The 18,502-nt window shown below is 67.2% G+C and carries 15 protein-coding genes; 12 read left to right on the plus strand and 3 right to left on the minus strand.

From position 1 onward, the window contains the following. Positions 1 to 54: 54 nt before the first annotated feature. Positions 55 to 2,406, minus strand: coding sequence for a Tex family protein (locus tag AC10V3_RS07500; RefSeq protein ID WP_349604722.1), 2,352 nt, complete (start codon positions 2,404 to 2,406; stop codon positions 55 to 57). 248 nt (positions 2,407 to 2,654) lie between these two features. Here AC10V3_RS07500 and AC10V3_RS07505 point away from each other — a divergent pair, with 248 nt between their 5' ends. From AC10V3_RS07505 to yoaA, 3 genes are all read left to right on the plus strand, one after another. Then, a complete protein-coding gene (locus tag AC10V3_RS07505; protein WP_490923435.1) occupies positions 2,655 to 3,473 on the plus strand; it encodes a hypothetical protein in 819 nt (272 codons plus the stop codon). Positions 3,474 to 3,507: 34 nt separating this feature from the next. Continuing rightward, on the plus strand, positions 3,508 to 3,711 hold the full coding sequence (locus AC10V3_RS07510; protein WP_013956445.1) for a DUF465 domain-containing protein: 204 nt from the start codon (positions 3,508 to 3,510) through the stop codon (positions 3,709 to 3,711). 70 nt (positions 3,712 to 3,781) lie between these two features. After that, positions 3,782 to 5,956, plus strand: coding sequence for a DNA repair helicase YoaA (gene yoaA / locus AC10V3_RS07515; protein WP_022534496.1), 2,175 nt, complete (start codon positions 3,782 to 3,784; stop codon positions 5,954 to 5,956). A 90-nt stretch (positions 5,957 to 6,046) separates the two neighbouring features. Here the strand turns inward: yoaA and AC10V3_RS07520 are convergent, their stop codons facing one another. Beyond that, entirely contained in the window at positions 6,047 to 6,877 is an 831-nt protein-coding gene (locus AC10V3_RS07520; RefSeq protein ID WP_349604662.1) for an outer membrane protein assembly factor BamD, read from the minus strand. A 17-nt stretch (positions 6,878 to 6,894) separates the two neighbouring features. On the opposite strand from AC10V3_RS07520, the gene AC10V3_RS07525 reads away from it, so the two are divergent. Next, positions 6,895 to 8,145 carry an RluA family pseudouridine synthase gene (locus tag AC10V3_RS07525; RefSeq protein ID WP_022534498.1) on the plus strand — a complete coding sequence of 417 codons (1,251 nt, stop codon included), beginning with the start codon at positions 6,895 to 6,897 and terminating at the stop codon, positions 8,143 to 8,145. Continuing rightward, positions 8,132 to 8,932 carry a peptidoglycan editing factor PgeF gene (pgeF, locus tag AC10V3_RS07530; protein ID WP_022534499.1) on the plus strand — a complete coding sequence of 267 codons (801 nt, stop codon included), beginning with the start codon at positions 8,132 to 8,134 and terminating at the stop codon, positions 8,930 to 8,932. Before AC10V3_RS07525 ends, pgeF begins: the two co-directional genes overlap by 14 nt. 13 nt (positions 8,933 to 8,945) lie before the next feature. On the opposite strand, the gene AC10V3_RS07535 is transcribed toward pgeF, so the two are convergent. Then, the gene (locus AC10V3_RS07535; RefSeq protein WP_022534500.1) at positions 8,946 to 9,206 is read right to left on the minus strand and encodes a hypothetical protein; all 261 of its coding nucleotides are present in this window, start codon (positions 9,204 to 9,206) and stop codon (positions 8,946 to 8,948) included. Between the two features lie 457 nt (positions 9,207 to 9,663). On the opposite strand from AC10V3_RS07535, the gene phaC reads away from it, so the two are divergent. The 7 genes from phaC (at position 9,664) to bktB (ending at position 18,499) form a co-directional block, all read left to right on the plus strand. Then, entirely contained in the window at positions 9,664 to 11,433 is a 1,770-nt protein-coding gene (gene phaC, locus AC10V3_RS07540; protein ID WP_022534501.1) for a class I poly(R)-hydroxyalkanoic acid synthase, read from the plus strand. 81 nt (positions 11,434 to 11,514) lie between these two features. Beyond that, complete coding sequence (locus tag AC10V3_RS07545) at positions 11,515 to 12,696, plus strand: acetyl-CoA C-acetyltransferase (RefSeq protein ID WP_022534502.1); 1,182 nt, start codon at positions 11,515 to 11,517, stop codon at positions 12,694 to 12,696. 76 nt (positions 12,697 to 12,772) lie between these two features. After that, on the plus strand, positions 12,773 to 13,513 hold the full coding sequence (locus tag AC10V3_RS07550; RefSeq protein WP_013956453.1) for a 3-ketoacyl-ACP reductase: 741 nt from the start codon (positions 12,773 to 12,775) through the stop codon (positions 13,511 to 13,513). Positions 13,514 to 13,949: 436 nt separating this feature from the next. Beyond that, a complete protein-coding gene (gene phaR / locus AC10V3_RS07555) occupies positions 13,950 to 14,501 on the plus strand; it encodes a polyhydroxyalkanoate synthesis repressor PhaR (RefSeq protein WP_022534503.1) in 552 nt (183 codons plus the stop codon). A gap of 234 nt (positions 14,502 to 14,735) precedes the next feature. Continuing rightward, entirely contained in the window at positions 14,736 to 15,704 is a 969-nt protein-coding gene (locus AC10V3_RS07560) for a tRNA dihydrouridine synthase (protein WP_490923439.1), read from the plus strand. Positions 15,705 to 15,839: 135 nt separating this feature from the next. After that, positions 15,840 to 17,219, plus strand: coding sequence for a 30S ribosomal protein S12 methylthiotransferase RimO (rimO, locus tag AC10V3_RS07565; protein ID WP_022534505.1), 1,380 nt, complete (start codon positions 15,840 to 15,842; stop codon positions 17,217 to 17,219). 95 nt (positions 17,220 to 17,314) lie between these two features. Further along, positions 17,315 to 18,499 carry a beta-ketothiolase BktB gene (bktB, locus tag AC10V3_RS07570; protein ID WP_022534506.1) on the plus strand — a complete coding sequence of 395 codons (1,185 nt, stop codon included), beginning with the start codon at positions 17,315 to 17,317 and terminating at the stop codon, positions 18,497 to 18,499. Positions 18,500 to 18,502: the final 3 nt, after the last annotated feature.

Raw genomic sequence — 18,502 nt, forward strand, 5'->3', positions numbered from 1 at the left:
CAAAAACGCCCCGCACGGCTTCCCGTGCGAGGCGTCCTGCCATGCTCTCGCGGTTCAGCGCTTGAGCTTGGCAAAGGCCGCGGCCATCGCGCCCGCCGGCTCCTGCTCGCGGCGGCCGCCGTTGGAGCCCTTGCCGCCATTGCGCTGGCCACCACGATCGCCACGGTCGCCGCCGGCGCGTGCCGGGGTCTGGCCCGGCTCGTCGTCCAGCCGCATCGACAGGCCGATGCGGTTGCGCTTGACGTCGACCTCCATCACCTTGACCTTGACGATCTGGCCGGCCTTGACCACCTCGTGCGCATCCTTGACGAACTTGTTCGACAGCGCCGAGATATGGACCAGCCCGTCCTGGTGCACGCCGATATCGACAAACGCGCCAAAGGCCGCCACGTTGGTGACCACGCCTTCCAGCACCATGCCGGGCTGCAAGTCCTTCACGTCTTCCACGCCTTCCTGGAAGGTCGCGGTCTTGAACTCGGGACGCGGGTCGCGGCCGGGCTTTTCCAGTTCGGACAGGATGTCGCGCACGGTCGGCAGGCCGAACGATTCGTCGGTGAACTTTTCCGGCGGCAGGCCGCGCAGCGCGTCGCGGTTGCCCATCACGTCGCGCAGGCCCTTCTTGATGTGCTCCAGGATGCGCTGCACCACCGGATAGGCTTCCGGGTGCACCGACGAGCGATCCAGCGGGTTATCGCCGTCGTTGATGCGCAGGAAGCCGGCGGCCTGCTCGAACGTCTTGTCGCCCAGGCGCGGCACCTTCTTCAGCGCAACGCGGTTGGGGAAGGCGCCGTTGGCATCGCGGAACTCGACGATATTGCGCGCCAGCACCGTGTTCAGGCCCGACACGCGCGCCAGCAGCGGTGCGGAGGCGGTATTGACGTCGACGCCCACCGCGTTCACGCAGTCCTCGACCACGGCGTCGAGCGCGCGCGCCAGCTCGCGCTGGTTGACGTCATGCTGGTACTGGCCCACGCCGATCGACTTGGGATCGATCTTGACCAGCTCGGCCAGTGGGTCCTGCAGGCGGCGCGCGATCGACACGGCGCCGCGCAGCGACACGTCCAGGTCCGGGAATTCCTTGGCGGCCAGCTCCGAGGCGGAGTAGACCGAGGCGCCGGCCTCGCTGACCACGATCTTGGTCAGCTTGAGCTCGGGCATCTGCTTCATCAGGTCCTGTACCAGCTTGTCGGTCTCGCGGCTGGCGGTGCCGTTGCCGATCGACACCAGCGCCACGTTGTGCTGCTTCGCGAGGCGCGCCAGCGTGGCGAGCGAGCCGTTCCAGTCACGGCGCGGCTCGTGCGGGTAGATGGTGGCGGTGTCCAGCAGCTTGCCGGTGCTGTCGACCACGGCGATCTTGCAGCCGGTGCGGATGCCGGGGTCGACGCCCATCACCGACTTGGGACCGGCCGGCGCGGCCAGCAGCAGTTCATGCAGGTTGCGGCCGAACACCTTGATGGCTTCGCCTTCGGCGGTTTCGCGCAGCTGGGTCAGCAGTTCGGTTTCCAGGTGCGGCTGCACCTTGACGCGCCAGCACCAGCGGCATACGTCGCCCAGCCACTTGTCGGCCGGGCGGCCCAGGTTCTGGATGCCGACGTGGCGCGCGATCATGCCTTCGCACGGGTGCGGAACCATCGCGTCCTGTTCTTCGCCCAGCCCCAGCTTGACCATCAGCACGCCCGCATTGCGGCCGCGGAACAGCGCCAGCGCGCGGTGCGAGGGTACGGTGCGGATGGTTTCGCTGTAGGCGTAGTAGTCGCGGAACTTCTCTTCCTCGGCGGTTTCCTTGCCTTCCATCACGGTTGACGCGACCACGCCGTTGGTCCACAGGTGTTCGCGCAGCTTGCCGAGCAGTTCGGCGGTCTCGCCGAACTGTTCCGACAGGATGTCGCGCGCGCCGTCCAGCGCGGCCTTCACGTCGGGCACGCCGCCGTCGGCGGTCGGGTTGCCGTTGACGTACTTGGCGGCTTCGGTCTGCGGGTCCAGCGTGGGATCGGCCAGCAGGGTCTGCGCCAGCGGCTCCAGCCCGCATTCGCGCGCGATCTGGGCGCGCGTGCGGCGCTTGGGCTTGTAGGGCAGGTAGAGGTCTTCCAGCGTCTGCTTGGTTTCAGCGGCCTCGATGGCGGCCTGCAGTTCTGGCGTGAGCTTGCCTTGCTCCTGGATCGACGCCAGGATGGCCGCGCGGCGGTCTTCCATGTCGCGCAGGTAGAGCAGGCGCTCTTCCAGGTTGCGCAACTGCGTGTCATCCAGGTTGCCGGTCACTTCCTTGCGGTAGCGGGCGATGAAGGGGACGGTGGCACCTTCGTCGAGCAGCGCCACGGCGGCCGCGACCTGGCGGGGCTGGACGGACAGCTCGGCCGCGATGAGCGACACAATCTTTTGCGAGACGGATGCGGGCAGGTTGGACATCGGGAACGCGGCGGGAAACGCAGTCAGTCGAAAGCGGGGCATTTTGCCACAAGCGCGCGGCGGCTCATCACGCGGGTGCAGCATGCAGGTGCGGCGGGCGGGTGCGGCGGGCGGCGCCGCGCGCACGTCCGATCCGCGCCGGGGGGCGCGCGGTGCGGCCGGCGCTATGCCCCGCAGGGGCCCCGCGCAGTGCCCCGAGGTGGCCGCGGAGGCAGGCCGGCACGCGGCCCGGATGCTAGAATCCCGTCATGATCGTCAAGCCCCGTCCGGCCGCCGCCAAGGCCACATCGCCGGCCGCCTCCGAGGCGGCCATCCTGGCCATGCCCACGCTCGCCAACGTGCCCCGAACCTTCCCGTCCCATGCCCGCATCGCCTTGCCAGCGCTGGTCGTGGCCGCCTGCGCCGCGCTGATGCCGGTGCGCGAGGTGCTCGCGCAGGCGCCGGCCCCGGCCGCCGCGCCGGTGGCTGGCGCCGGCGCCAGCCGCGACTTCGCCGCCGAACGCAAGGCCATCGGCGATTCGCGTGCCTGGACCAACTATCGCTTTGCCGCCGCCGAGCACGAGTGCTACGGCAAGTTCTTCGTCAACCGCTGCATCGACCAGGCCAAGGAAATCCAGCGTGGGGAGCTGCAGGTGCTGCGCACGCGCGAGCTGGAAGTCGGCGAGGCCGAGCGCGCCCACCGTGCCGCCGAGCGCGACCGCGAACAGGCGCTGCGCCGTGCCGAGTTCGAGGCCAGCCAGCCGAAGCGCGCCGCCAGCGAGCAGTCCAGCCGCGAAGCCTTCGAAAAGAAGCAGCAGGAGCAGCAGCTGCGCGATGCGCAACGCCAGGGCGAAGCGCCGCAGCGTGCCGCCAACGCGCAGGCATATCAGCAGAAGCAGTCTGACGCCCGCATGAAAGAGGCGCAGCAGAAGGGCGCTGCGCAGGCCCAGCAGCGCCAGGAGAACGTGAAGGCGTACGAGGCCAAGCAGCGCGACCTGGAACAGCGCCAGAAGGAGCTGGAAGAGCGTCGCGCCAAGGCGAAGGAGCAGCAGAACCCGGCGTCGGCACCGCGCCCGTTCGGCTTCTGAGGCGGCGGTACGTGACTGCGCACCGGAGGCGCATATGGACAGCAACCTGAACACCCTCGAACGGCGCATCATGGAGTTGCAGATCGAGCATCGCGACCTGGACTTCCTGATCGACCGGCTGGCCAGCGACGCAGTCCATGACGAACTGCAGCTACGCCGGCTGAAGAAGCGCCGGCTCAAGCTGAAGGACGCCATCACGCTGCTGCAGCTGCAGCTCGAACCCGACGTGCCGGCCTGAGCGCAGCCGCGCTCGCCGCACCGATCGCCGCCGGCCTTGTCCGGCGGCCTACATAATTCCCCCCCAAGCCTTGTCCGACCTTCCCGATTCCCCTGAGCTGTCCGATGCCGTCGAAGTGACCGACGCCGAGGCGCCCGCACACGCCGCGCCCGCCGACGCCACCGCCAGCCGCGGCGCCGAACTGGGCACCATCTTTGCCGATACCGGCACGCTGGCGCAGGCCATCCCTGGCTACCGCCCGCGCGCCGCGCAGCACAAGATGGCCGAGGCCGTCGCCGGCGCGATCGCAGAGAGCGACACCGTGATCGTCGAGGCCGGTACCGGCACCGGCAAGACCTACGCCTACCTGGTGCCGGCAATGCTGTGGGGCGGCAAGGTGATCCTCTCCACCGGCACCAAAAACCTGCAGGACCAGCTGTTCCTGCGCGACATCCCCACGGTGCGCCATGCGCTGAACGTACCGGTGTCGGTGGCGCTGCTCAAGGGCCGCGCCAACTACGTCTGCCACTACCACCTGGAACGAGCACAGGCCAACGGGCGCCTGGCGTCGCGCCAGGATGCGGCGTGGCTGCGGGATATCGGCCGCTTCGTCAAGGAAACCTCGACCGGCGACAAGGCCGAGCTGGCGTCCGTGCCGGAGAACGCGCCGGTCTGGCAGATGGTAACGTCCACGCGCGACAACTGCCTGGGCTCGGAGTGCCCGTTCTACAAAGACTGCTTCGTGATGCGCGCGCGCAAGGAAGCGCAGCAGGCCGACGTGGTGGTGGTCAACCACCACCTGTTCTTTGCCGACGTGGTGCTGCGCGATACCGGCATGGCGGAGCTGCTGCCGGCGGCCAACACCGTGATCTTCGACGAAGCCCACCAGCTGCCCGAGACCGCGACGCTGTTCTTCGGCGAGACGCTGTCGACCAGCCAGCTGCTCGAGCTTGCGCGCGATACCGTGGCCGAGGGCCTGTCGCATGCGCGCGATGCGGTGGACTGGGTGCAGCTTGGCGCGCCGCTGGAACGCGCCGCGCGCGACCTGCGCCTCGCCTTCACCAAGGACAACGCGCGCCTGGCGCTCGGCCAGATCGAGGCCGACCGCCGCATCGCCGAGCCCTTCAACGAAACGCTGGATGCGCTGGACGAGGCACTGTCAGACTTCGTCGAGATGCTGGAAAGCCAGGCCGAGCGCGCCGAGTCGCTGCAGCAATGCCACCGCCGTGCGCTGGAACTGGCCAACAAGCTGGCTGCGTGGCGCAGCGAAGCCGCGGCCGCCCCGGCGCCGCAAGCGGCCGAGGGAGAGGGAGAGGCCGCGGCAGTCCCTGCGGTCCCTGCCGGCCCCGAGACGGTGCGCTGGGTCGAGGTGTTCTCGCATACCGTGCAGCTGCACCGCACGCCGCTTTCGATCGCGCCGATCTTCACGCGCCAGCGCGACGGCCAGCCGCGCGCGTGGGTCTTTACCTCGGCCACGCTGTCGGTGAAGGGCAATTTCACCCACTACGCCGCGCAGCTGGGGCTCGACAAGGACCGCTCGCTGACGCTGCCCAGCCCCTTCGACTATGCGAAACAAGGCCTGCTGTACGTGCCGCGCGACATGCCGGCGCCGCAATCGCCGCAGTTCACCGATGCGGTGGTGCAGGCCGCGCTGCCGCTGATCGAGGCTGCCGGCGGGCGCACCTTCCTGCTGTGCACCACGCTGCGCGCGGTGCAGCGCGCCTCGGACCTGCTCTACGACGCCTTTGCCGAGCGCGGCCTGAACCTGCCGCTGCTGGTGCAGGGCCAGGCCAGCCGCACCGAACTACTGGATCGCTTCCGCGAGCTGGGCAATGCGGTGCTGGTCGGCAGCCAGAGCTTCTGGGAGGGCGTGGACGTGCGCGGCGAGGCGCTGTCGCTGGTGATCATCGACAAGCTGCCATTCGCGCCGCCTGACGACCCGGTGCTGGCCGCGCGCATGGAAGTGCTGCAGAAGAAGGGCCTGAGCCCGTTCGCCGTGCACCAGCTGCCGCATGCGGTGATCACGCTCAAGCAGGGGGCGGGGCGGCTGATCCGCTCGGAGTCGGACCGCGGCGTGCTGGCGATCTTCGATACGCGGCTGGTGGAAAAGCCCTATGGCCGCCAGATCTGGCAGAGCCTGCCGCCGTTCACACGCACGCGCGAAGCGGCGACGGTGGTGCGTTTCCTGGAGTCGTTGCGCGGGGCGGAGACAGCCCGGGCTGGTGCCGAGACTGAAACCGGCGGCGAGGACGCGCCAGAGGAATGACGGCTTTGGTGCCCTGAGGGCGAGGCACAAACAAAAACGGGACGGTCTTGCGACACGTCCCGTTTTTTCATGGCCGCTGGCCGGCAAGCCTCAGAAGACTTCCCACCAGGACTTGTCCTTGCGGCGCTCGCCGTACTTGATGAAGTCGCTGTTGGGGAAATTGTGCTCCATCACGCGGGCGGTATCGTCGCGCAGGTCTTTCATGCCCATCGCGTCATACGAGCGGATCATGATGTACAGCGCTTCTTCGTTGGCCGGTGCGCCGTCGTATTCCTTGAGCGACTGCTGGGCGCGGTTGACCGCAGCAAGGTAGGCACCGCGCTTGTAATAGTACCGCGCGGCATGGACCTCGTGCTGGGCCAGCGAGTTGACGATGTACTGCATGCGCAGCGCGGCGTCGGGCGTGTACTTGCTGTCCGGATACTTTGTGACCAGCGTGTTGAACGCGTCGTAGGCGGCACGCGCGGCCTTGGGGTCGCGCTCGCTCAGGTCCTGGCCGGAGAAGCGGCCCAGCCAGCCCAGGTTGTCGTTGAAGTTGATCAGGCCCTTCAGGTAGTAGGCGTAATCGATATTGGGGTGGTTCGGGTGCAGCTGGATAAAGCGGTCGATGGCTGCCAGCGCGGCCGCGGTCTCGCCGTCCTTGTAGTTGGCGTAGGCGGTATCGATCTGTGCCTGCTGCGCGTAGCGGCCGAACGGATAGCGGCCCTCGAGCTTTTCATACAGCTTGACGGCGCGCGTGTAGTCGCCGCCATCCAGTGCGTCCTTGGCTTCCGAATATAATTTGTTGGCCGACCAGCCGGCGGTTTCGTCGGGCTGGTCCGCTAGCAGGCCGCATGCTGACAGCATGACGCAGCCGCCTGCGAGCAGAACCGCTCCAATTGTCGTGCGCCAGCGCGCGCGTTTCATGCTCTGCAATTGCATGGGCAATCGTATCCCGGATGAAGAAAAATAGCGTCAAGCATTATAGCCCAAGCCCCCAGCCCCAAGCCGACCCGGCAGATGGCGTGGGAGGACTCCCCCCGGAAAGGGTGCGCGCAGCCGCGTCCCTGGCCGATCCCGAGGAATTCGAAGACCTCGCCGAAGGCGCGCCGGCGAGTGCCGCGCCTGGCGCCGAAGCGGGCGTGACCCTGTCGCTGGAGGTGGACAGTGCCGCGCATGGCGAGCGGCTCGATAAATTGCTGGCGCGTCACTTTAGCGAGTTTTCGCGCAGCCGCCTGCAGCAGTGGATCGAAAGCGGCGCCGTGCGCGTCGATGGCCAGGTGCGCCGGCCGCGCGATGCGGTGCAGATGGGCAACCGCATCGAGGTGCAGCCGCAGGCCGCGCCGGAATCGTCGGCCTTTGCGCCCGAAGACGTGCCGCTGGACGTGGTCTATGAAGACGACACGCTGCTGGTGATCAACAAGCCTGCCGGGCTGGTGGTGCATCCCGCCGCCGGCAACTGGAGCGGCACCGTGCTCAACGGGCTGCTGCACCGCGACCCCGCCGCCACGGCGCTGCCGCGCGCGGGCATCGTGCACCGGCTCGACAAGGAGACCTCCGGCCTGATGGTGGTGGCGCGCTCGCTGACAGCGCAGACCGATCTTGTGCGCCAGCTGCAGGCGCGCACGGTCAAGCGCACGTATATCGCGCTGGTGTGGGGCCGCACCTATGACGAAGGCACCATCGACGCGCCCATCGGCCGCGACCCCCGCGAGCGCACGCGCATGGCGATCGTGCATACCGCCAGCGGCAAGCCCTCGCGCACGCATTTCCGCACGCTGGCCACGGTGCCGCTCGGGCGCGGCTTCGTGTCGATGGTGATGTGCAAGCTCGAGACCGGGCGCACGCACCAGATCCGCGTGCACTTCGAATCGATCGGCCATCCGCTGGTGGGCGACCCGGTCTACTTCCGCGCCACGCAGCGCGGCCAGCGCCCGGCGATCCGCGTGCCGTTGCCGGTGCCATATGAGCGCCAGGCGCTGCATGCGTGCAAGCTCGGGCTGGTGCATCCGGCCACCGGCCGGCACATGTCGTGGACGGCGCAGCCGCCCGACGACCTGCAGGCGCTGATCGACGCGTTGGACTTTGAAAGCGCGCAGGCGGAGGATGAGGACGAAGCCTGGGACGAGGTCTGGGAAGGCGGCGAAGCCCACTGGGAATACGCTGGCGAGGATGACGACAGTGACGACGAAGACGATGAGCGCGCCTGAGCCCGCATGGCTGGTCCCTGACTGGCCCGCGCCGGCGCGCGTGCGCGCGGTGTCGACCACGCGCCAGGGCGGCGTCAGCAAGCGGCCGTACGGCCTTGCCGGCGGTGCTCCGGGCGGCCTTAACCTCGGCACCCATGTCGGCGACGATCCGGCCGACGTGGCCCGCAATCGCGAACGGCTGGCCGCGCTACTGCCGTCGATGCCCCGATGGCTCGAACAGGTCCATGGCTGCGCGGTGGCGACGGTCGACCATGTGGTGGCACCCGGCGATCCCGTGCCGAAGGCCGACGCGAGCCTGGCGGTGGCGCCAGGCCACGTCTGCGCCGTGATGACGGCGGACTGCCTGCCCGTGCTCCTGTGCGATGCGCAGGGGACCGTGGTGGGTGCCGCGCACGCGGGCTGGCGCGGCCTGTGCAACGGCGTGATCGAGGCCACGCTGGCGCGGATGCAGGCCACCGCAGGAGGCGGTGATATGCGCTGGCTGGCCTGGCTCGGGCCAGCTATCGGCCCGGATGCCTTCGAGGTCGGGGCTGAAGTGCGCGATGCCTTCCTCGCGCAGGCGCGCCCCGATGAACAGGCCGCAGTGGCGGCTGCTTTCCGCGCCGGAGCGCCCGGCAAATACCTGGCCGACATCTACGCGCTCGCACGCACGCGGCTGGCGCGTGCCGGCTGCGCCGAGGTCTACGGCGGCGACGCATGCACCGTGGCCGATGCGGAACGCTTCTACTCCTACCGCCGCGACGGCGTGACTGGCCGCATGGCGAGCCTGGTCTGGCTCGCGGACTGATCCGGGTCCTTTTTTAGTCGTCCTTGCCCTTGGCCGCGCCGTCCGCTTGTGCCGGCGTGGCATCGCTGGCCTCGGTCGCTGCAACTGCTGCGGCCTGCGCGCGCTCGGCCGCGGCCTTGCGCCGCCGCCGGCCCGGCGTGCCCATGATGTAGAGCACCAGCGCCACCGGCGCCATGCCATACATCAGGAAGGTGGCAATTCCCGCCACCACGTTGTGCTCGGTGATCGCCATCATCAGCGCCACATAGAGCCAGCCAATGGCCACGATGTACATCAGAATTTCATCCTTCTCGCTTATGCTCGACGGCCCTGGCAGATGCGCGCGCGGCATACCGTCCGGTAGGTCGGCGAGCGCATTCGGCGCGGGACGGATTCCCGCATTGACATTGCGTACGTTGCAAGGCAACAATGGCTTCAAATGTTTCGGAATCGCTGATGATTCCCAGGTTTTTGCCGGCAAGCATACCGCATGGTGCTCCCAGCCAGAGCGCCCGCGGCAGTCGGCAAAAAGGGAGCCGCTATCGGGATGGGCGGAAAGCGCGACCGCATTTGATGTCATTGTGTGCGGCGGGCGTCTTCCGCAGGTTCCAGGGCCGATGTGCCGGCAACCCGCCCCATTCGGGGGAGGGCGAAGCCGGGTCCATCCGGATAGCATCACCCTATGCAATAGTGCCGGCCAGGGCAATGCCCGGAGCCGGTTCATACAGTGACGGCAGAGAGACAATTACATCATGGCAACCGGCAAAGGTGCGGCAGCTTCCACTCAGGAAGGCAAGTCCCAACCGTTCAAGTTCACGCCGGGGCCATTCGATCCAGCCACATGGCTGGAATGGTCCCGCCAGTGGCAGGGTACTGAAGGCAACGGCTACGCGGCCGCTCCGGGCATTCCTGGCCTGGACGCGCTGGCGGGCGTCAAGATCGAGCCAGCGCAGCTGGCCGATATCCAGAAGCGCTACATGAAGGACTTTTCGGTCCTGTGGCAGGCCATGGCCGAGGGCAAGCCCGAAGCCGCCGGACCGCTGCATGACCGGCGCTTTGCCGGCGACGCGTGGCGCAACAACATGCCGTACCGCTTCGCCGCCGCGTTCTACCTGCTCAACGCGCGTGCCATGACCGAACTGGCCGACGCCGTCGAGGCCGACGCCAAGACCAGCCAGCGCATCCGCTTCGCGATCTCGCAGTGGGTCGATGCGATGTCGCCGGCGAACTTCCTGGTCACCAATCCCGAGGCGCAGCGCTTGCTGATCGAATCCGGCGGCGAATCGCTGCGCGCCGGCGTGCGCAACATGCTGGAAGACCTGACGCGCGGCAAGATCTCGCAGACCGACGAGACCGCGTTCGAGGTCGGCCGCAATGTCGCGGTGACCGAAGGCGCGGTGGTCTACGAGAACGAGTACTTCCAGCTGCTGCAGTACAAGCCGCTGACCGACAAGGTCCATGCGCGCCCGCTGCTGCTGGTTCCGCCGTGCATCAACAAGTACTACATCCTCGACCTGCAGCCGGAAAGCTCGCTGGTGCGGCATGCGGTGGAGCAGGGGCATACGGTGTTCCTGGTGTCGTGGCGCAACCCCGATGCCAGCATGGCCGGGACTACCTGGGACGACTACATCGAGCACGCCGCCATCCGCGCCATTGAAGTCGCTCAGGACATCAGCGGCCAGGACAAGATCAATGTGCTCGGCTTCTGCGTGGGCGGCACCATCATCTCCACCGCGCTGGCGGTGATGGCCGCGCGCGGCCAGAAGCCCGCGGCCAGCCTGACGCTGCTGACCACGCTGCTGGACTTTGCCGATACTGGCATCCTCGACGTCTTTGTCGACGAGGCCCACGTGCAGCTGCGCGAAGCCACGATCGGCGGCGGCGCCGGTGGGCCGTGCTCGCTGCTGCGCGGCATCGAGCTGGCCAACACGTTCTCGTTCCTGCGCCCCAACGACCTAGTGTGGAACTACGTGGTCGACAACTACCTGAAGGGCAACACGCCGGTGCCGTTCGACCTGTTGTTCTGGAACGGCGACGCCACCAACCTGCCGGGGCCGTGGTACTGCTGGTACCTGCGCCATACCTACCTGCAGAACGAGCTCAAGGTGCCGGGCAAGCTGACGGTGTCCGACACACCGGTGGACCTCGCCAGCATCGACGTGCCGACCTATATCTACGGTTCGCGCGAGGACCATATCGTGCCGTGGACCGCCGCCTATGCCTCGACCGCGCTGCTGAAGAACAAGCTGCGCTTCGTGCTGGGTGCGTCCGGGCATATCGCCGGCGTGATCAACCCGCCGGTCAAGAACAAGCGCAGCCACTGGACCAACGATGCGTTGCCGGAGTCGCCGCAGCAATGGCTGGCCGGCGCCACCGAGCACCACGGCAGCTGGTGGCCGGACTGGACCGCATGGCTTGCAGGCCAGGCCGGCGCCAAGCGCGCGGCGCCCGCCGAGTATGGCAATGCGCGCCATCCCGCTATCGAACCCGCGCCTGGGCGTTACGTCAAAGCCAAGGCATGATGCTTGCGTGATCGCCGGCGTGCGCCCTGGCGTCGCCGGCAAGACCGCAGGTTCCCCCATTTTCCTTCGAGAGGACTAGACATGACCGACGTTGTCATCGTTTCCGCGGCTCGCACCGCAGTAGGCAAATTTGGCGGCTCGCTGGCCAAGATCCCGGCGCCCGAGCTGGGTGCCATCGCCATCAAGGCCGCGCTGGAGCGCGCCGGCATCAAGCCCGACCAGGTCAGTGAAGTCATCATGGGTCAGGTGCTGACCGCCGGCTCGGGCCAGAACCCCGCGCGCCAGGCCTCGATCAAGGCCGGCCTGCCGGCGATGGTGCCGGCCATGACCATCAACAAGGTGTGCGGCTCGGGCCTGAAGGCCGTGATGCTGGCCGCCAACGCCATCATGTCCGGCGAGGCCGAGATCGTGGTGGCCGGTGGCCAGGAGAACATGAGCGCCGCGCCGCACGTGCTGCCGGGCTCGCGCGACGGCTTCCGCATGGGCGACACCAAGCTGGTCGACACCATGATCGTCGACGGCCTGTGGGACGTGTACAACCAGTACCACATGGGCATCACCGCCGAGAACGTGGCCAAGGAATACGGCATCACGCGCGAGGCGCAGGATGAATTTGCGGTCGGCTCGCAGAACAAGGCCGAAGCCGCGCAGAAGGCCGGCAAGTTCGACGAAGAGATCGTCCCGGTGCTGATCCCGCAGCGCAAGGGCGACCCGGTGGCCTTCAAGACCGACGAGTTCGTGCGCCAGGGCGCCACGCTGGACAGCATGTCCGGCCTCAGGCCCGCCTTTGACAAGGCTGGCTCCGTGACTGCCGCCAACGCCTCGGGCCTGAACGACGGCGCCGCCGCGGTGGTGGTGATGTCGGCCGCCAAGGCCAAGGAACTGGGCCTGACGCCGCTGGCCACGATCAAGAGCTACGCCAACGCCGGTGTCGATCCCAAGGTGATGGGCATGGGCCCGGTGCCGGCCTCCAAGCGCGCCCTGTCGCGCGCCGGCTGGACCCCGCAGGACCTGGACCTGATGGAAATCAACGAGGCCTTCGCCGCGCAGGCGCTGGCAGTGCACCAGCAGATGGGCTGGGATACCTCCAAGGTCAACGTGAACGGCGGCGCCATTGCCATCGGCCACCCGATCGGCGCGTCGGGCTGCCGTATCCTGGTGACGCTGCTGCACGAGATGAAGCGTCGTGACGCGAAGAAGGGCCTGGCCTCGCTGTGCATCGGCGGCGGCATGGGCGTGGCGCTGGCAGTCGAGCGCAACTAAGGAAGGGGTTTTCCGGGGCCGCGCGCGGTTGGCGCGGACCCGTTGACGATAACGAAGAGCCAATCAAGGAGTGGACATGACTCAGCGCATTGCGTATGTGACCGGCGGCATGGGCGGTATCGGAACCGCCATCTGCCAGCGGCTTGCCAAGGATGGCTTTCGTGTGGTGGCCGGCTGCGGCCCCAATTCGCCGCGCCGTGAAAGGTGGCTCGAGCAGCAGAAGGCGCTCGGCTTCGACTTTGTTGCCTCGGAAGGCAACGTGGCTGACTGGGACTCGACCAAGACGGCATTCGACAAGGTCAAGGCCGAGGTCGGCGAGGTCGACGTACTGATCAACAATGCCGGCATCACCCGCGACGTGGTGTTCCGCAAGATGACCCGCGCCGACTGGGATGCGGTGATCGACACCAACCTGACCTCGCTGTTCAACGTCACCAAGCAGGTGATCGACGGCATGGCGGACCGCGGCTGGGGCCGTATCGTCAACATCTCGTCGGTGAACGGGCAGAAGGGCCAGTTCGGCCAGACCAACTACTCCACCGCCAAGGCCGGCCTGCACGGCTTCACCATGGCGCTGGCGCAGGAAGTGGCGACCAAGGGTGTGACCGTGAACACGGTGTCGCCCGGCTATATCGCCACCGACATGGTCAAGGCGATCCGCCAGGACGTGCTCGACAAGATCGTCGGGACGATCCCGGTCAAGCGCCTGGGCGAGCCGGAAGAGATCGCTTCGATCTGCGCCTGGCTGTCGTCGGACGAATCCGGTTTCTCGACCGGCGCCGACTTCTCGCTCAACGGCGGCCTGCACATGGGCTGACCTGCCGGCGAGTCCGGCAGCCCGCGCCGGCGCCCGCGTTTTTGCGGTGCAGCCAGCGCGGCGCACAAGGCGGCGGACGCTTTATTTCGCCGCCTGTTTCGCGGGCCGCCACGGCCCGCGAATCGTTTCCGCGAGGGCGGTTTTCGACCGTTCTTGCGCGGATTCACCGGGTTTTCCTTAACCCTGTCCGCTTTTCTTAGTGCTTTGTTGGGCATAGAATCAGGGCAGCGGCGTAGCCAGCACCATAGTCGTGCAGCGCAGCCCTCGCGGGGGCGAGGTTTTGAGCCGCAACGCGCAGCCATGCGCGAAAGGCCACAAAAAGTCCGCAAAAAGGCCGGCACGACAATAAGCAGATGGCGCAGGCGGTACCGATTTGCGCACTGCACCCCATGCGGTGCAGCAGCGCGCAAACAGACGACACAAGGACAGAGCACCGATGGCCACGACCAAAAAAGGCGCAGAGCGACTGATCAAGAAGTATCCCAACCGCAGGCTCTACGATACCCAGACCAGCACCTACATCACCCTGGCCGACGTCAAGCAGCTGGTCATGGATTCCGAGGAGTTCAAGGTCGTCGACGCCAAGTCTGGGGATGAACTGACCCGCAGCATATTGCTGCAGATCATCCTGGAAGAAGAGACCGGCGGCGTGCCGATGTTCTCCAGCGCCATGCTGTCGCAGATCATCCGCTTCTACGGTCATGCCATGCAGGGCATGATGGGCACCTACCTGGAAAAGAATATCCAGGCCTTCATCGACATCCAGAACAAGCTGGCCGAGAACTCCAAGGGCCTGTATTCCGGCGAAGCCTTCAGCCCCGACATGTGGTCGCAGTTCATGAACATGCAGGGCCCGATGATGCAGGGCATGATGAGCAACTACATCGAGCAGAGCAAGAACCTGTTCGTGCAGATGCAGGAGCAGATGCAGAGCCAGGCCAAGAATATGTTCGGGACCTTCCCGTTCAACCAGCCGGACAAGAAGTAAGAGTTGTTAGTGGCGGGCCGGCCGGTCCGCCGGTTCCGCTGCGTGCTTCGCTGTACTTCCCGGTACGACCAGCGGCGCAACGCCCAAAGCAGGTAAAATGCTGCCCTCCTGAACTGGCGGCTCATCTAGCGGACTCGCCTGCAAAGCGCGAATCCCGATGCCCTCCAGAATCCACCGTCACTTCCCGTTGCCCGCCCGCGAAGCCGGCGCACGCTGCCTGGCGCAGTCCTGAATATGAGCCGGCTGTTCCTCGCCCCGATGGAGGGGCTTGCCGACTATGTCCTGCGCGACGTACTGACCGACACCGGCAGATACGACGGATGCGTGTCCGAATTCGTCCGCGTGACAGGCTCGCTACTTCCCGCGCGCGTCTACGAGCGGGATACCCCTGAGATCCTGGACGGCGGCTATACCCGCAGCGGTACGCCGATGGTGATCCAGCTGCTGGGCAGCGATCCGGAATGGCTGGCGCGCAATGCGGCCTATGCCGCGACCCTGTCGCCGCATGGGATCGACCTGAACTTCGGCTGTCCCGCAAAAGTCGTCAACCGTCACGGCGGCGGCGCCATGCTGCTGGCGAACCCTGAACTGCTGAACCAGATCGTTGCGTCCGTGCGCGCGGCGGTGCCGGCGCACATCGCCGTGACGGCAAAAATGCGGCTGGGGGTCTCGGATACGTCGCTGGCGCTCGACTGTGCCACCGCGCTGGCGGAAGGCGGCGCGGCCTCTCTCGTGGTGCATGCCCGGACGCGCGATCATGGCTACCGGCCGCCGGCCCACTGGGAGTGGATCGCGCGCATTGCGACTGCCGTGGACGTGCCGGTCATTGCCAATGGCGAAGTCTGGACCGTCGCCGACTGGGAGCGCTGCCGGGACGTCAGCGGCTGTGCCGACGTGATGATCGGGCGAGGCGCCGTGTCCGATCCCTTCCTGGCGCTGCGGATCCGCGGACTGATGGACAGCACGCCGTCCGCGGAGGAATGGCCGCTCGTGCTGCGCCAGATCACTGCCTACCTGAAGAAGCTCCATGCCCGTATCGCCTCTTGCCACGAGCACGGGCGCGTCAAATTGTGGCTCAGCTATCTCAAACGCACATGGCCGCAGGCCGCCGAGCTACATGCCGCGATCCGGCGCATGCATGACTCCCTCGAGCTCCAGGGTGTGCTGGAAAGCCTGCCAGGGGCCGCTTCCGCGCGGGAATGATGCGGCGTTGCCGCCTTCTGCTTCCCCATGTGTGGAGTCAGGCGCCGAGAAATCATGGCGAACGGTTAAAATGTTTGATTGGCTTAAATCCTGGCGGCCATGTCCCGCCCGCTTGCCCCACATTCGGATTGCACTGTGAAAAACCCTTCAGAATCAACGACCCAGAAAGACCATAGTCCGCGTGTGGGATTCGTTTCGCTTGGCTGCCCCAAGGCCCTGGTCGACTCCGAGCAGATCATCACCCAGCTGCGCGCCGAGGGCTACGCCATCAGCGGCACCTATGACGGCGCCGACCTTGTCGTGGTCAACACCTGCGGCTTTATCGACGAGGCCGTGCAGGAGAGCCTGGATGCCATCGGCGAGGCACTGACCGAGAACGGCAAGGTCATCGTGACCGGCTGCCTGGGGGCCAAGAAGGATGCCGCGGGTCACGACATCGTGTCTTCGGTGCACCCGAAGGTGCTGGCCGTGACCGGCCCGCACGCGCTGGGCGAGGTAATGCAGGCGGTGCACACGCACCTGCCCAAGCCGCACGACCCGTTTACCGACCTGGTCCCCGCGGCCGGCATCAAGCTCACGCCCAAGCACTACGCCTACCTGAAGATCTCCGAGGGCTGCAACCACCGCTGCTCGTTCTGCATCATCCCGTCGATGCGCGGCGACCTGGTGTCGCGCCCGGTGGCGGAGGTCATGCTTGAGGCCGAGAACCTGTTCAAGGCCGGCGTCAAGGAACTGCTGGTGATCTCGCAGGACACCAGCGCCTACGGCGTAGACGTGAAGTACCGCACCGGCTTCTGGAACGGCCGCCCGCTCAAGACCCGCATGACTGAACTGGTGGCAGCTTTGGGCGAACTGGCGGCGCAGTACGGCGCCTGGGTGCGGCTGCACTATGTGTACCCGTACCCGCACGTCGACGAGATCATCCCGCTGATGTCGCAGGGCCACGTGCTGCCGTACCTGGATGTGCCGCTGCAGCATGCGCATCCGGACGTGCTCAAGCGCATGAAGCGCCCGGCCAATGCCGAGAAGACCATGGACCGCATCCGCGCCTGGCGCGAGATCTGCCCGGAGCTGACTATCCGCAGTACCTTTATCGCAGGCTTTCCCGGCGAGACCGAGGCCGAGTTCCAGACGCTGCTCGACTTTATCGCCGAGGCCGAGCTGGATCGCGTCGGCTGCTTTGCCTACTCTCCGGTTGAGGGCGCCACGGCCAACGACCTGCCGGGCGCGCTGCCCGACGAGGTGCGTGAGGAACGTCGTGCGCGCTTCATGGAAGTGGCCGAGGAAGTGTCGGCACGCCGCCTGCAGCGCAAGGTCGGCCAGACCCTGCGCGTGCTGGTGGACGAGCTCAACCAGGATGGCGGCATCGGCCGCTCCTCCGCCGATGCACCCGAGATCGACGGCCTGGTCTATATCGCGCCGCCGGAACGCACCTCGCAGCGCTATCGCGCCGGCGAATTCGTCGACGTGAAGATCACCGGTGCCGACGGGCACGACCTGTGGGGCGAAGTCTGAACCGAGCAGTCGAATAGGTAAAAGTACGGTCGTTCGATTCCTCCGGCGTCCCGCTATACTGTGCGGTGCAACATAACCCCCCCTGGAGACAAGTCATGACGCGTGAAGTCGTAGTGGTGAGCGGTGTTCGTACCGCGATCGGGACCTTTGGCGGCGGCCTGAAGGACGTGGCGCCGTCCGAACTGGGCGCGCTGGTGGTGCGCGAGGCGCTGGCCCGCGCCCAGGTGTCGGGCGACGACGTCGGCCATGTGGTGTTCGGCAACGTGATCCAGACCGAACCCCGCGACATGTACCTGGGCCGCGTCGCGGCCGTCAACGGCGGCGTGTCGACCAACGCACCCGCCCTGACCGTCAACCGCCTGTGCGGCTCGGGCCTGCAGGCCATCATCAGTGCCGCGCAGACCATCCTGCTGGGCGATACCGACGTGGCCATCGGCGGCGGTGCCGAGAGCATGAGCCGCGCGCCGTACCTGGCGCCGGCGGCCCGCTGGGGCGCCCGCATGGGCGATGCCGGCCTGGTCGACATGATGCTGGGCGCGCTGCACGATCCTTTCCACCGCATCCACATGGGCGTGACCGCCGAGAACGTCGCCAAGGAATACGACATCTCGCGCGCGCAGCAGGACGAGGCCGCGCTGGAGTCGCACCGCCGCGCCTCGGCCGCGATCAAGGCCGGCTATTTCAAGGACCAGATCGTCCCGGTGGTGACCAAGGGCCGCAAGGGCGATGTCACCTTCGACACTGACGAGCACGTGCGCCATGACGCCACCATGGACGACATGACCAAGCTGCGTCCGGTCTTCGTCAAGGAGAACGGCACGGTTACGGCCGGCAATGCCTCGGGCCTGAACGACGCCGCCGCCGCGGTGGTGATGATGGAGCGCGCCGAAGCCGAGCGCCGCGGCCTGAAGCCGCTGGCGCGCCTGGTGTCGTACGGCCATGCCGGCGTCGACCCCAAGACCATGGGCATCGGCCCGGTGCCGGCGACCAAGATCGCGCTGGAGCGTGCCGGCCTGCAGGTGTCGGACCTGGACGTGATCGAAGCCAATGAGGCCTTTGCCGCGCAGGCCTGCGCGGTGACCAAGGCGCTCGGCCTGGATCCGGCCAAGGTCAACCCGAACGGCTCGGGCATCTCGCTGGGCCACCCGATCGGCGCCACCGGTGCGCTGATTACGGTGAAGGCGCTGCACGAGCTGCAACGCGTGCAGGGCCGCTACGCGCTGGTGACGATGTGCATCGGCGGCGGGCAGGGCATTGCCGCCATCTTCGAACGGATCTGAGGT

The sequence above is a fragment of the Cupriavidus sp. PB-02 genome (genome assembly GCF_058252315.1).

Excerpts from the sequence above, each read along its gene's own strand:
- AC10V3_RS07560 (WP_490923439.1), top strand. The coding sequence starts at position 14,736 with ATGAGCCGGCTGTTCCTCGCCCCGATGGAGGGGCTTGCCGACTATGTC.
- AC10V3_RS07545 (WP_022534502.1), top strand. The coding sequence starts at position 11,515 with ATGACCGACGTTGTCATCGTTTCCGCGGCTCGCACCGCAGTAGGCAAA.
- AC10V3_RS07525 (WP_022534498.1), top strand. The coding sequence starts at position 6,895 with ATGAAGAAAAATAGCGTCAAGCATTATAGCCCAAGCCCCCAGCCCCAA.
- AC10V3_RS07505 (WP_490923435.1), top strand. The coding sequence starts at position 2,655 with ATGATCGTCAAGCCCCGTCCGGCCGCCGCCAAGGCCACATCGCCGGCC.
- AC10V3_RS07510 (WP_013956445.1), top strand. The coding sequence starts at position 3,508 with ATGGACAGCAACCTGAACACCCTCGAACGGCGCATCATGGAGTTGCAG.
- AC10V3_RS07500 (WP_349604722.1), bottom strand. The coding sequence starts at position 2,406 with ATGTCCAACCTGCCCGCATCCGTCTCGCAAAAGATTGTGTCGCTCATC.
- AC10V3_RS07520 (WP_349604662.1), bottom strand. The coding sequence starts at position 6,877 with ATGCAATTGCAGAGCATGAAACGCGCGCGCTGGCGCACGACAATTGGA.
- bktB (WP_022534506.1), top strand. The coding sequence starts at position 17,315 with ATGACGCGTGAAGTCGTAGTGGTGAGCGGTGTTCGTACCGCGATCGGG.
- AC10V3_RS07535 (WP_022534500.1), bottom strand. The coding sequence starts at position 9,206 with ATGTACATCGTGGCCATTGGCTGGCTCTATGTGGCGCTGATGATGGCG.
- pgeF (WP_022534499.1), top strand. The coding sequence starts at position 8,132 with ATGAGCGCGCCTGAGCCCGCATGGCTGGTCCCTGACTGGCCCGCGCCG.
- phaC (WP_022534501.1), top strand. The coding sequence starts at position 9,664 with ATGGCAACCGGCAAAGGTGCGGCAGCTTCCACTCAGGAAGGCAAGTCC.
- AC10V3_RS07550 (WP_013956453.1), top strand. The coding sequence starts at position 12,773 with ATGACTCAGCGCATTGCGTATGTGACCGGCGGCATGGGCGGTATCGGA.
- phaR (WP_022534503.1), top strand. The coding sequence starts at position 13,950 with ATGGCCACGACCAAAAAAGGCGCAGAGCGACTGATCAAGAAGTATCCC.